A 12,696-nucleotide genomic window follows, 5' to 3' on the forward strand; every position below is an offset into this window, starting at 1 on the left:
GGCTATGGACGACCTTTTTTCTGCTTCGACGCGCGAGCGCTCTTTTCAGAATGCCCCGCTTGCGGTGCGTATGCGCCCCAATTCGCTCGACGAGTATGTGGGCCAGCAAAAGGCCGTCGGTAAGGGCTCGTGGCTGCGCGCCGCGATTGAGCATGACGTGCTGTCGAGCGTGATTCTGTACGGCCCGGCTGGTACGGGCAAGACGACGCTGGCGCATATTATCGCCAACCATACCAAGAGTGAGTTTGTCGAGGTCAGCGCCGTCACGGGTACCGTGAAGGACCTTCGTCGCGTGATCGACGAGGCAAAGACGCGCCTGAATACGTATGACCGCCGTACCATCTTGTTCATCGACGAGATTCACCGTTTTTCGAAGTCGCAGCAGGATGCGCTTTTGCATGCGGTTGAGAACCGTACCGTCATTATGATTGGCGCCACGACCGAGAACCCGTACTTCGAGGTCAACTCCGCACTGTTGTCGCGTGGGCGCGTGGTAGAGCTTGATCACCTGAAGGACGAGGATATCGCCACGCTCATTGAGCGTGCTCTCGAGGCGCCGCAGGGTTTGAACGGCAAGTTCTCGGCCGATGAGGATACGGTTAAGACCATCTGCACGCTGGCTGCGGGCGATGCACGCTCGGCTCTGACGACGCTCGAGCTGGCAAGTGAGATCGCCGTGACGCGCCCTGATACCGAGGGTACGCCTGCACCGACGGCGGGGGAGCGCTATCCCATTACCGTGGATGACGTAAAGATTGCCAATCCGCGTCGTGGCTTTACCTATGACAAAAACGGTGACATGCACTACGACATCATTAGTGCGTTTATTAAGTCCATGCGCGGCAGCGACCCCGATGCCACCATCTATTGGCTTGCGCGCATGATCGATGCGGGGGAGGACCCCAAGTTTATCGCCCGACGCATCATGATCCATGCTTCCGAAGACGTCGGTAACGCCGATCCGCAGGCCCTGCTTATAGCGCACGCTGCGTTTAAATCTGCCGAGGTCATTGGGTATCCCGAGTGTCGTATTAACCTGGCTCAGGCTGCACTCTATGTGTGCCTGGCGCCCAAGTCCAACGCGTGCGAGGCTTCGATCGATGCGGCGCTGGCCGATATCCATAGCAGTGGCTTGCGTGAGGTGCCGAGCTATCTGCGCGATCGTCATCGTCCGGGCAGCGATGAATATGGTGTGTACAAGTATCCACATGATTATCCCGAAGGCTGGGTCGATCAGCGCTATTTGCCCGAGGGGCTGGAGCGCGGCGCGTTCTGGCAGCCTGCGGGCCGCGGTTGGGAAGAGTGGCGTGTGGAGCAAAGCGAACGCGACCGGAGCGGGAATGCTCCGAAGTAACTGCTGATTATTTTGTCCCAGGATCTCACGCTTGGCATGTTCGGTCCCCTTTGGGGTACCATGAACAGCGTCTGTATTTCGATTCCTTTGGGAGGCTTGTATGAGTCCCATTCAAATCGCCCTGCTGCTGCTTGCTGTTGTCGGCGTGTGGGCCGTCGTTGAGCTTGCACTCACACTGCGTAAGACTCGCACCGTCGTTGACTCGCTCGATAAGACCGTGAGCGACCTTAACAATACGCTTGCCGAGGCACAGCCCGTGGTGGCAAAGCTCGATGGCGCTGTCGATGAGCTCACCCCCGCGCTGGCACAGGTTGAGCCGCTCCTCAAGTCGAGCAAGACTGCCGTTGATGCTCTGACGTCTAACCTCGTTGAGGTTGAGGCGGTCGTTCGCGACATCTCCGAGGTCACGGGCAGCGTGGCCGAGGCCAGCAATGCCGTATCGAGCGTGACTGATTCTGCTGCTGGCGCCGTGCAGAAGCTCTTCAATAAGGTGAAGGCTCCTGCAGCCGACGCCGATCGCAAGCTCGCCGCTGCCCCCGCCGAGGCCGAGCAGCCCACTGAGCGCGTTCTGATTGGCGACGACGATGCCGCTGCTGACGACGATGATGTTCAGAAGCCCGCTGCTAAGCCTGCTCAGTATTACACCTATACGCCTGCCGAGACCTCCGAGGAGTCCTGCGATGAGTAGCGAAGCAACCTGCCCCATTACGCTGAGCGTTGCCGGTGATCCGCGTCTCGCGCGCTTGGTGCGCATGACGGCCGCCAACGTCGGCGCCCTGTGCTCCATGTCCGTCGATCGCATCGAGGACATTCGTATGGCTGCCGAAGAAGCCTTCATCTTTGGCTGCACGGCTGTTGATTCCGACGATATCTCGATCAAATTCGATGTCGACGAATCGCATGTGGGCATGACCTTTACCTTTGGCGACCAGGCGACTGTCGATGAGGATGACCAGGCTGCCGTGTATGCCGAGCTCATTTTGGCGAGTGTGTGCGACTCCTACGAAAAGACTACAGCGCCCCTAACGCTTTCCCTCGACCTCAAGGCGGATATCTAATATGACCGAACGCTCCCGGAGCGGCAAGACCGCTTGGGACAAGGAGAAAACCCGCGAGCTGTTTCGTCGTTATAAGGAGACCGGTGATCCGGATGCTCGCGAGCAACTCGTCATGTCCCATATGAACCTGGTAAGGTTTCTTGCCAACAAATTTAAGAACCGCGGCGAGCCGCTCGATGACCTTTTGCAGGTCGGGTACTTGGGCTTGCTCAAGGCTATCGATCGCTTTGATCCCGAGCGCGGACTCGAGTTCACGACGTTTGCCACGCCCACCATCTTGGGCGAGATTAAGCGCCACTTCCGCGACAAGGGCTGGAGTGTGCGCGTGCCGCGTCGTCTGCAGGAGCTCTCTGCCAAGGTTAACCAGGCCACCGATAAGCTTACCAACGAGCTTCAGCGCTCGCCCAAGGTTGAGGAAATCGCCGATTACCTTGGCGTGACCGTCGACGAGGTGCTCGAAGCCATGGAATCGTCCTCGGCCTACACCTCGGTGCCCATCGAGGCCCCCGGTGCGTCCGATTCCGATGATGCGCCTTCGATTCTCGATCGCTATGCCGACGACGACAACGAGCTCGACTTTACCGATGACCGCCTGGTAATCGAGGAAGCCATCCGCGATTTCTCGCCGCGCGAGCGCGAGGTTATCGAGCTGCGCTTCGTTAAGGGCATGACTCAGATCGAGATTGCCAAGAAGCTTGGCATCTCGCAGGTGCAGGTCTCGCGCCTGCTGCGCCGTACCCTTAAGAAGATTCAAGATAAGATCGACCCCGACGGAGTGATGGTTCGTTCATGAGTGAGCACCCCCAACAAATCGACCGCACGCTGCGTGATACCCGTATTCTGACGCTGCGCATTTGGGGCGTCGTCGGCTGCATTGTCATCGCTGCCGTCATCTTTAACCTTATGGGCATCCTGGCGCCGGTTATCGAGTTTTTGGCAGTCGGTTCCATCATCGCTTTTGTCATGTCGCCGATCACCAACTGGCTCGAGCATCACGGCGTGAATCGCGGCATCGGTTCGCTTATCGCGCTTATTGTGGTCGTGGCGGTGCTCGTTGGTGTTGTCTGCATCCTCTCGCCTATTTTGCTCGGTCAAATCATGGAAGTCCTGAGCCGCCTGCCCGAGCAGCTTCGTGTTGCGGGTGGCGATCTCAACGAGATGCTCTCGCACGCCAAGACGCTCAACAACACGCCGCTCAAGGAGTATCTGGACGACAATCTTTCTTCGCTGGTTACCGTAGCGTCCAAGTACGTCTCGCAAATCGCTGCCGAGCTCGGTCGCGGTGTATTCCCGCTCATTACCAATACGGCCTCGCAGCTGTTCGTCATCTTCCTGGGCTTGGTGCTTGCCTATTGGTTGGCCTGCGACTATCCCCGTATGCACCACGAGGTCTGCACCATCATCGGACAGGAAAAAGAGACCTCGTACCGCTTTATGGTTGCCATCCTTTCACGCTCGGTCGGCGGCTATATGCGCGGCATGGTCGTGACGTCCATCTGCGGTGGCTTTTTGGCTTTTATCGGCTTTACGCTCATTGGCCATCCATACGCAGCACTTATGGCCATCTTCACCGGCATTATGCACTTGGTTCCGGTTGTCGGTCCCTGGGTGAGCGCGGCGATCGCCACGGTGCTCGGGTTTATGTTCAGCCCTATGCTGGCGTTATGGACGCTTGTCGTGACCATGGTGGCTCAAAACGTCACCGATAATGTCATTTCGCCTAAGGTCATGCAGAGCTCGGTGCAGGTGCATCCCGTTATGAGCCTGACGGCTCTCGTTATCGGTTCGGCACTCATGGGTCCCATCGGCATGGTTATCGCCATTCCGCTGTGCGCGGCCCTCAAGGGCATCTTCGTCTACTACTTTGAGAACGAGACCGGCCGTCAGCTCGTGGCATACGACGGCGCCGTGTTTAAGGGCACTCCGTATCGCGATACCGAGGGTAACCCAGTTGCCGCCTACGACGCGCTTGGCGACGATACGTTCATCTATGAGTCCGAGCTCATCGGCAACGAGACCGCGCCCGAGGCCAAGGCCATGCCCAAGCCCGAACTCGATAACCCCTGGATCAAGCTCTCGGGTCTTCAGCCCGACGCGACGGGTTTCTTTAAGAACCCCTTTGCCAAGGACGACGACACAAGCTCTGACGACGACACCAAAACCGGCATCGACGGCTCCATGGACGATGACGACAAGTAGCGGGGTAATTCGGGCTAACATTCATACGCGCTAACATGCAATTTCGCTGAAGGGCCGGCATTGTCCGGCCCTCTTTTTTGCACAGGCGCGGTGGGATGGTAATATCGTTACGTTTGAACTGTTTCGATGTGAAACCGAGGAGATTCCCTCTATGAGTGCTGACTACCCGTCAATGACTACGGCCGAGATTCGCTCCAAGTTCCTCAACTTCTTTGAGGAGCGCGGTCTTAAGCTCTATCCTTCTTCGTCCCTCGTCCCCGACGATCCTTCGCTGCTGCTTGCCAACGCCGGCATGAACCAGTTTAAGGAGTACTACCAGGGCAAGAAGACCATGAAGGAGATCGGCGCGATCTCCTGCCAGAAGTGCGTCCGCACCAACGACATCGACTGCATTGGCGAGGACGGCCGTCACCTGTCCTTCTTTGAGATGCTCGGCGACTTCTCCTTTGGCGGCGTCTCCAAGCAGCAGGCTTGCGCTTGGGCCTTTGAGCTCATCACCAAGGAGTTCAAGCTGCCGCTCGACCGCCTGTACTTCACCGTCTTTACCGAGGACGACGAGACCCATGACGTGTGGCGCTCCCTGGGCGTTGCCGAGGATCACATCTCGCGTCTGGGCGAGGACGACAACTTCTGGGCCGCTGGCCCCACCGGCCCCTGCGGTCCGTGCTCCGAGATCTACTTTGACATGGGCGAAGAGGTCGGTTGTGGCAGCCCCGACTGCAAGCCCGGCTGCGACTGCGACCGCTTCCTTGAGTTCTGGAACCTCGTGTTTACCCAGTACGATCGCCAGGAGGACGGCTCCATGCCGGAGCTGCCGCACCGCAACCTCGATACGGGTATGGGTCTGGAGCGCATGGCCGCTATCATGCAGCACAAGACCGCCAACTACGACGGCGATCTGATGCAGCACCTCATCAAGCTCGGTGAGAAGATCAGCGGCAAGACCTATGACGCCGACGATTACTCCGGTGCCAGCCGCTCCCTGCGCATCATCGCCGACCACTCCCGTGCCGTCGACTTTATGATCTCCGACGGCATCCTGCCCGGCAACGAGGGTCGCGAGTACGTCCTTCGCCGCCTGCTCCGCCGTGCCGTGTTCCACGGTCGTCTGCTGGGCATCGAGGGCGCCTTCCTGACCAAGTTTATCGACGAGGTCAACGCTCAGATGGGCGAGGCCTATCCCGAGCTGCTCAAGAACGTCGCGCTCGTTAAGGGCATCGTCGCCTCCGAGGAGGAGCGTTTCTCCACGACGCTCGACAACGGCCGCGTTTACCTGGACGAGGCCCTGGCCGCGCTTGCCGAGGGCGCTGTCCTTCCGGGCGACGTTGCCTTTAAGCTGCATGACACCTTTGGTTTCCCCATCGACCTGACCGTCGAGATCGCCGGTGCTGCCGGTCACGACGTCGACATGGACGGCTTTACCGCTTGCATGGAGGACCAGAAGGCCCGCGCCCGCGCCAACGCCAAGGGCGATGCCTGGGGCAGCTTCAACGACGTGTGGGTCGAGCTTTCCGACAAGGTTGCCGCGACCGAGTTCGACGGCTATGACAACGACGTCATCGATGGCGCCAAGGTTGTCGCCATCGTGCGCAACGGCGAGTCCGTCGAGTCCGCCGCTGCGGGCGAGGACGTCGAGGTCGTGCTCGACCGCACCCCGTTCTACGCCGAGATGGGTGGCCAGCAGGGCGATGCCGGTGAGCTTTCCGCCGAGGGCGTTGCGCTGACTGTTGCCGACACCAAGAACCACAATGGCCTGTATGCTCACGTCGCGCACGTTGCCGAGGGCACACTGACCGTCGGTGCTACCGTGACAGCCGCGCTCGACGCCGAGCGCCGTGGCTTCCTGCGCCGCAACCACACTGCCACGCACCTGCTCGACGCCGCGCTTAAGCAGGTCCTGGGCGAGCATGTCTCCCAGGCTGGCTCGTTGGTGACGCCCGAGCACCTGCGCTTTGACTTCACGCACTTCGAGGCCCTGTCCTCCGAGCAGCTCAAGGCTGTCGAGGACCTGGTCAACCAGCAGATCTTCGCTTCCAAACCGGTCGTGACCCGCGTCATGGGCATCGACGAGGCCAAGGCCGCCGGTGCTGTCGCCCTCTTTGGCGAGAAGTACGGCGACGTCGTCCGCGTCGTCTCCGTGGGCGCTGAGGATCAGCCGTTCTCCCGTGAGCTCTGCGGCGGTACGCATGCCGCCAATACTGCCGAGATTGGCCTGTTCAAGATCATTTCCGAGTCCTCTACGGGCTCCAACGTCCGCCGTATCGAGGCCGTGACCTCCAAGGGCGCTCTCGACTACATGGCCGACCGCCTGGCGCTCGTTGACGCCGCTGCCGCTGCGCTCAAGTGCCGTGTTGACGAGGTTCCCGCCCGCGTGGAGAACCTGCAGGCCGAGCTGCGCGAGACGTCCAACAAGCTCAAGAAGGCACTCACCGGTGGCTCCTCCGACGCTATCTCTGGCGCCATCGAGGGCGCTGTCGAGCTGAACGGCTACAAGCTCGTCGTCGCTGAGCTTCAGGGTCTTGAGGCTGCTGACCTGCGCAATGTGTGGGATACCGTGCACCAGAAGGTTGCCGGCCCCGTCGCCTGCGTCGTTGCCAGCGTTACCGAGAAGGGCACCCCGGCCCTGCTCGCCGCCGGCTCCGATGACGCCGTGAAGGCCGGTTTCCACGCCGGCAACGTGATCAAGCAGATCGCGGGCCTGGTCGATGGTCGCGGTGGCGGTCGTCCCAACATGGCCCAGGCCGGTGGCAAGAATGCTGCCGGTATCGCCGATGCCCTCGCGGCCGCCAAGACCGCGCTCGGCGCCTAAGAACCTAAGTAGTCGCTGTGGTCGCGCTCGCACTGGACATAGGGGAGACCAGGATTGGCATTGCCGTCTCGAGCCGTGATGGCAAGATGGCGATGCCTGTCAAGGTGCTTCCGGCTGCCGAGGTCACTGGTATGGCAAAGACGTTTCGCTACCTGGTCGAGGACTATGAGCCCGATATCCTGGTAAGTGGACGTCCCTTGACCATGGCAGGTGAGCCCGGCCCCCAGGCCGAGCGCGTCGCCGCAGTGGCCCAAAAGATTGCCGACGAGCTCGAACTTCCGCTGGAGTTTGAGGACGAGCGTCTGTCCTCGCAGGAGGCCAAGCGAATCCTGCGAGAGCAGGGACTCAACGAAAAGCAGATGAGGGGCAAGATTGACATGATCGCCGCCAGCCTGTTCTTGCAGACATGGCTCGATCGTAAAAACGAGGAGGTTTCGCATGCCTAGCGCTTCCGATCCGCGCCAGCAGAATCGTACACGGCAGCCTGCGCCGCGCCCTGCTCAGCCTGGCCAGCGCCCGGCGCAGCCGACGCAGCGTTCGGCTCAACCTGCTCAGCGTGCCGCTCAACAGCCCGCAGCTCGTCCCGCGCAGCCCGCTGGCGGCGCTCGTTTTAAGCAGCAGGCTCCTGCCCAGCGCACGCAGGGGCAGGCCCGGCAATCACGCCCCCACGCACATCATGCTCATGGCTCGCACGGCGTTGCTCCGGCCACGCGCTCGAGCTATAACACGCATGCCCGCCGTGGCGTCCAAAAGAAAAGCTCTCCGGTTCCTATGATTATCGGTGGCGTCATCGCCGTGCTTGCGCTTGTCGCGATTGTTTTCTTTGTCGTGCCAGCCGTCAAGGACTTCTTTGTCGGCGAGGATGCGAAAGTTGCTGCTGGCCAGCAAGTTACTATCACGATTCCCGATGGCGCCTCTGGTGATACCATCGCTTCGATTCTCTCCGAGAACCATATCGTCGAAGACCCCAAGGATTATTACGCGGCGGTCAAAAAGCTCAATGCCGATATGTCGCTTAAGCCTGGCGCCTACTCGTTTACCACGCTCATGGACGCGACCAAGGTTGTTCAGCAGCTCATGGAAGGCCCCAATGCGGGCTCCGATGCGCTGACTATCCCTGAGGGCCTGACGGTCGACCAGGTCGCCGATCGTGTGGCCGCGGCATACGACAGCATTTCTAAGGAAGATTTCCTTAACCAGGCCAAGGCGAGCAATTATGTGAATGATTACGCTTTCCTTAAAGACGCCGCGAACGATTCACTCGAGGGCTTCCTATTCCCCAAGACCTATTCGTTGGGTAAGGACCCTTCTGCCGATGATGTGATTCGCGCCATGCTTGACCAGTTCAACACCGAGTACAAGTCGCTTGACTTTGCGAGCTGCGAGGCCAAGATCAAGGAGCGCTATGGCGTGGAGATGTCCGATTACGACATCGTTAACCTTGCCTCGATCGTCGAGCGCGAGGGCCTCAACGCCGATCAGCGCGCGCATGTGGCATCGGTTTTCTATAACCGTCTGGCTGGCAAGCTCGATGGCCTGCGTTACCTCAATAGCGATGCGACCATGATGTATGTCACCGGCGGCGAGGTTACCGCCGACGACCTGCAGAGCGATAGCCCGTATAACACCTATAAGCACGAGGGCCTCCCGCCCACGCCCATTTGCTCTCCGTCGCTCGAGGCGCTCAAGGCCACCCTTGAGCCGACCGACTCTGATGACCTGTATTTCTATATTACACAGGACGAGGAGTATTTCTCGAAGACCTACGAAGAGCACCAACAGTCTTGGAATTGATCATGAGGATTTTTAGCCCCAAACGATATGTTGCCTCAGTTGACCGCATCGACCTCGATACCCTCTGGGCCGACGGCAAGCGCGCCATTCTACTCGACCGCGATAACACTCTGGTGCCGCGCGATACCGAGCAGGTTCCCGCTGCGGTTTCAGCTTGGCTCGAAGCCGCCCATGCCAAGGGCTTTAAGCTGTGTATGGTGTCCAATAACTGGCATCGCGACCAGGTCATGGCATCGGCGCGCGAGCTGGGGCTCGAGGCTATCAGCCACGCCATGAAGCCCGCCCCGTTTGCCCTGAAGGCGGGTCTTAAGCGTCTGGGCGCCACGGCCGACGAGGCCGTGCTGATCGGTGACCAGCTTTACACGGACGTGTGGAGCGGTAACTTTGCCGGCGTTGACACTATTCTGGTCAAGCCGCAGGCGACCCAGGACCTGTGGTACACGCAGATCTTCCGTATCTTTGAGCGCCGGGCCCTGCGCGACCTTCCCTGCGAGGAATAGGTTTCGCCATGTCTCAGCACATCAAACACGGCTGCGACCATATCTTCTTTATCGGCTTTTTGGGCGCGGGCAAGTCGACGCTTGCGCGCAACGTGGGCACTATGTTCAAGCGGCGTTTTATCGATACCGATCGTTTGGTTGTGCGTCGATGCGGCAAGTCGGTGACCGAGATATTTAAGACCGAGGGCGAGGATCGTTTTCGTGAACTCGAGACCTCGGCACTCCGTTCGCTTCAAAGCGAGCGCAGCCTGCTGGTATCGTGCGGGGGTGGCATCGTCGAGACGCCGGTGAACATTGAGCTGATGCACGAGATGGGTACCTGTGTGTATCTCGAAGGCGACTTTGAGGACTCGTTGCGCCAGATTCGCCGCTCCGATACCCGGCCCGATTTCCGCTCGCCCGAGCACGCTGCGCGCCTGTTTGAGCATCGCCGTCCGCTGTATCGCCGGGCCGCCGATATTACCCTTGATATTCGCAACAAGTCCTTCGAGGACGTTTCCTACCTTTGTGCCGAGTTGCTTTTGGAGCGTGGACTGCTATGATTCGCCGTCAACTTATCAATTTCCAAAACCGCAGCGTCGATGTCCGCGTCGGATTGGGCGCGTTCGAGGAGCTGCCGCGCATGTTTGCCTCGGCTGTGGGCAAGCCTAAGCGCGCGATGGTGGTTTGGAACGACGCTACATCCGAGCGTTTTGGCGAGGTTGTCGAGCATGCACTGGTTGACGCCGGTTTTGCCGTGTCGCTGCTCGTCCTCGAGGTTTCGCCTGCCGGTGCTACGCTTGCCGATGCCGATACCGTCTTTGGCGCCCTATCGGCTAACGGCATTACCTGCGACGATCTCGTTGTCGCCGTCGGCGACGCGGCGACCTGCTCGGTCGTTTGCTGGTGTGCCAATCAGTGGTGCGGTCGCACCGAGTGCGCCTTGCTGCCGACGACGTTCGACGCCATGCTCACGGTCGCGACGACCATGAAGCCGCTCGTCGCCTCGTCGGCGCATGCGCTTCCCGCTATCGCGTTCCGTCCCGAGCCGGGCTTGGTCGTGTGTGACCTCGACCTTGTACGCGAGGCGGATCCCGAGGATCTCAAGCTCGGCTATGCGGTACTTGTTGGCACCATGCTTTCGAGCAGCAAGTCCCGCTGGAATCAGTTTACCGAGACCATTCCCGAGATTCTCGCGGGCGAGGAGGTCGCGCTCGTCAATGCCGTTCAGTGGTCTCAGACTGCCCGTAAGGACGTACTGATGGCCACGAACCCGAGCGCCCGCCATGCGCTCGATTTTGGCAAGACGGGGGAGCGTACCCTGCGCGCCTGCTTGGGCGATGCCGCTTCGCCGGTGCCTGCCTACCAGCTGTTGTCCGAGGGCATGCGCTTTGAGGCGCGCCTAGCACATGATGCCTGCGACTTCGATATCGATTACGTCTTTGAGGTCGATGACTGCCTGGAGGACTTTGGTATCGAGGAGCTTGCCTTTGATCTGGAGCCTGCCGCATATGTCGAGGAGTTCCGCAGGCAGCAGTTTGTCCGCTCGAACCGCAGCATGTTGCCGCTGCCCGCGGCACTCGGCGCCATTCGTCTAACGAGCGTTGAGGACGAGGTTCTTGAGCGCCATGCTCACGCCTACTTGGCTTCTCGCAAAGAACTTCTCTAAGATTTATTGACATCCATCGTCTTTCGTATCATGTTGAGGGGCGGGTTTTCAATCGGTCGCGGATCGCAAGCGATTCCGTCGTTCGGTTGAGACCCGTCCCGCACTTTTAGAGACAACAAGAAAGGAATCTGCATGTCAGAGTTTGCTGCCGGCCCTGCCGGTCGTATCGAGCGTGTCCGTGCCCTGATGGCTGAGCGCGGCTACGACGCTATCGTCGTGCGCGACGAGGCCAATCTTCGTTGGCTTACGGGCGTGAAGGGCGTCTTCGATTACACCTTCGAGTTCCCGCACGCGGCGTTTATTACGGCTGACCAGTGCCTGTTCCATACCGACTCGCGCTACCTCAACAGCTTTGAGGAGAACACACCTGCCGGCAGCCCCTGGGTCTACGACATGGACGAGGGCACCATTCCCGGGTGGGTCGCCGGCAAGATCGCGGCCAACAAGTGCCGCGTCTGCGCTGTCGAGGACGACATGCAGATCAACTTCTACCAGGGTATTCAGCGTGGCCTGGAGGATCGTTCCGTCGCCTGCATGCTGCCGCTGATGCATGACGACATTCGCAAGATGCGCGCCATCAAGGATGCCGAGGAGATCGAGCTCATGCGCCATGCGCAGTCGATCACCGACGCCGCCTTCCAGCATATGCTCGGCTTTATTAAGCCCGGTATGACCGAGAAGCAGGTTCGCAACGAGCTCGAGAACTTTATGTTCGCCAACGGCGCCGACAGCTTGGCCTTCGGCTCTATCGTGGCGAGCGGACCCAATACCGCCAACCCGCATGCCGTCCCGAGTGATCGCGTGATCGAGAAGGGCGACTTCGTCCTCATGGATTACGGCGCGGGCTACTGCGATTATCGTTCCGACATGACGCGCACCGTCGTGATGGGCGAGCCCACCCAGGAGCAGCTCGACTTGTACGCGCTCGTACGCCGCACCCACGAGGAATGCGTCGCCGCTATCCATCCGGGCGTCGAGGGCAACGAAATTTTCAAGCTTTCCAAGAAGATCATTGGCGATGCCGGCTATGGCGATTACTACAACCATGGTCTGGGCCACGGCGTCGGTATCGACATCCACGAGCTGCCCAACTTCAACCGCAGTAAGAATATCATCGAGGTCGGCTCGGTTATCACCATGGAGCCCGGCGTCTACCTGCCCGGCGTGGGCGGCGTGCGCCTGGAGGACTACGGCGTGGTCACCGAGAACGGCTACGAGCCCTTCACCAAGACGCCGCATGACCTCCACGTCATCGATTGCTAGCTCATTTCGATAGATTTTGGGGCGGGACGTTCGGATAGATTCGGACGCCCCGCGTTCTCTTTTTATGCGCT

General features: G+C 60.0%; 12 protein-coding genes. All 12 read left to right on the forward strand.

Translation table 11 applies throughout. The annotated features are described in order from the left end of the window. Positions 1-4 precede the first annotated feature (4 nt). A complete protein-coding gene (locus DWW73_RS07260; protein WP_199413485.1) occupies positions 5-1,354 on the forward strand; it encodes a replication-associated recombination protein A in 1,350 nt (449 codons plus the stop codon). 100 nt (positions 1,355-1,454) lie between these two features. Next, the gene (locus DWW73_RS07265) at positions 1,455-2,042 is read left to right on the forward strand and encodes a hypothetical protein (RefSeq protein WP_117779172.1); all 588 of its coding nucleotides are present in this window, start codon (positions 1,455-1,457) and stop codon (positions 2,040-2,042) included. Continuing rightward, complete coding sequence (locus DWW73_RS07270) at positions 2,035-2,412, forward strand: ATP-binding protein (RefSeq protein WP_117736300.1); 378 nt, start codon at positions 2,035-2,037, stop codon at positions 2,410-2,412. Before DWW73_RS07265 ends, DWW73_RS07270 begins: the two co-directional genes overlap by 8 nt. Before the next feature lies 1 nt (position 2,413). Continuing rightward, on the forward strand, positions 2,414-3,205 hold the full coding sequence (locus tag DWW73_RS07275; protein ID WP_117635146.1) for an RNA polymerase sigma factor SigF: 792 nt from the start codon (positions 2,414-2,416) through the stop codon (positions 3,203-3,205). Then, positions 3,202-4,611 (forward strand): AI-2E family transporter, encoded by a 1,410-nt coding sequence (locus DWW73_RS07280; protein ID WP_117779173.1) that lies wholly within the window; start codon positions 3,202-3,204, stop codon positions 4,609-4,611. The genes DWW73_RS07275 and DWW73_RS07280 overlap by 4 nt, the downstream gene beginning before the upstream one ends. Positions 4,612-4,762: 151 nt before the next feature. Next, the gene (gene alaS / locus DWW73_RS07285; RefSeq protein WP_117779174.1) at positions 4,763-7,420 is read left to right on the forward strand and encodes an alanine--tRNA ligase; all 2,658 of its coding nucleotides are present in this window, start codon (positions 4,763-4,765) and stop codon (positions 7,418-7,420) included. 17 nt (positions 7,421-7,437) lie between these two features. Continuing rightward, positions 7,438-7,866 (forward strand): Holliday junction resolvase RuvX, encoded by a 429-nt coding sequence (ruvX, locus tag DWW73_RS07290; protein ID WP_089571740.1) that lies wholly within the window; start codon positions 7,438-7,440, stop codon positions 7,864-7,866. Beyond that, the gene (mltG, locus tag DWW73_RS07295) at positions 7,859-9,214 is read left to right on the forward strand and encodes an endolytic transglycosylase MltG (protein WP_233509155.1); all 1,356 of its coding nucleotides are present in this window, start codon (positions 7,859-7,861) and stop codon (positions 9,212-9,214) included. Before ruvX ends, mltG begins: the two co-directional genes overlap by 8 nt. A 2-nt stretch (positions 9,215-9,216) precedes the next feature. Further along, positions 9,217-9,714 (forward strand): YqeG family HAD IIIA-type phosphatase, encoded by a 498-nt coding sequence (locus DWW73_RS07300; RefSeq protein ID WP_117583452.1) that lies wholly within the window; start codon positions 9,217-9,219, stop codon positions 9,712-9,714. An 8-nt stretch (positions 9,715-9,722) separates the two neighbouring features. Then, positions 9,723-10,256 carry a shikimate kinase gene (locus DWW73_RS07305; RefSeq protein ID WP_117779176.1) on the forward strand — a complete coding sequence of 178 codons (534 nt, stop codon included), beginning with the start codon at positions 9,723-9,725 and terminating at the stop codon, positions 10,254-10,256. Then, positions 10,253-11,362: a hypothetical protein gene (locus DWW73_RS07310; protein WP_117779177.1), complete on the forward strand. Its 1,110-nt coding sequence runs from the start codon at positions 10,253-10,255 to the stop codon at positions 11,360-11,362. Before DWW73_RS07305 ends, DWW73_RS07310 begins: the two co-directional genes overlap by 4 nt. A 132-nt stretch (positions 11,363-11,494) precedes the next feature. Next, positions 11,495-12,625 carry a Xaa-Pro peptidase family protein gene (locus DWW73_RS07315; RefSeq protein WP_117779178.1) on the forward strand — a complete coding sequence of 377 codons (1,131 nt, stop codon included), beginning with the start codon at positions 11,495-11,497 and terminating at the stop codon, positions 12,623-12,625. Positions 12,626-12,696 lie beyond the last annotated feature (71 nt).

Source organism: Collinsella sp. AF16-8 (genome assembly GCF_003462695.1).
Classification (GTDB): domain Bacteria; phylum Actinomycetota; class Coriobacteriia; order Coriobacteriales; family Coriobacteriaceae; genus Collinsella.

What these genes read in the sequence shown, in the direction of transcription:
- DWW73_RS07270 (WP_117736300.1), top strand. Translation starts at nt 2,035, where the DNA reads ATGAGTAGCGAAGCAACCTGCCCCATTACGCTGAGCGTTGCCGGTGAT.
- DWW73_RS07300 (WP_117583452.1), top strand. Translation starts at nt 9,217, where the DNA reads ATGAGGATTTTTAGCCCCAAACGATATGTTGCCTCAGTTGACCGCATC.
- DWW73_RS07265 (WP_117779172.1), top strand. Translation starts at nt 1,455, where the DNA reads ATGAGTCCCATTCAAATCGCCCTGCTGCTGCTTGCTGTTGTCGGCGTG.
- DWW73_RS07280 (WP_117779173.1), top strand. Translation starts at nt 3,202, where the DNA reads ATGAGTGAGCACCCCCAACAAATCGACCGCACGCTGCGTGATACCCGT.
- DWW73_RS07315 (WP_117779178.1), top strand. Translation starts at nt 11,495, where the DNA reads ATGTCAGAGTTTGCTGCCGGCCCTGCCGGTCGTATCGAGCGTGTCCGT.
- mltG (WP_233509155.1), top strand. Translation starts at nt 7,859, where the DNA reads ATGCCTAGCGCTTCCGATCCGCGCCAGCAGAATCGTACACGGCAGCCT.
- DWW73_RS07260 (WP_199413485.1), top strand. Translation starts at nt 5, where the DNA reads ATGGACGACCTTTTTTCTGCTTCGACGCGCGAGCGCTCTTTTCAGAAT.
- alaS (WP_117779174.1), top strand. Translation starts at nt 4,763, where the DNA reads ATGAGTGCTGACTACCCGTCAATGACTACGGCCGAGATTCGCTCCAAG.
- DWW73_RS07275 (WP_117635146.1), top strand. Translation starts at nt 2,414, where the DNA reads ATGACCGAACGCTCCCGGAGCGGCAAGACCGCTTGGGACAAGGAGAAA.
- DWW73_RS07310 (WP_117779177.1), top strand. Translation starts at nt 10,253, where the DNA reads ATGATTCGCCGTCAACTTATCAATTTCCAAAACCGCAGCGTCGATGTC.
- DWW73_RS07305 (WP_117779176.1), top strand. Translation starts at nt 9,723, where the DNA reads ATGTCTCAGCACATCAAACACGGCTGCGACCATATCTTCTTTATCGGC.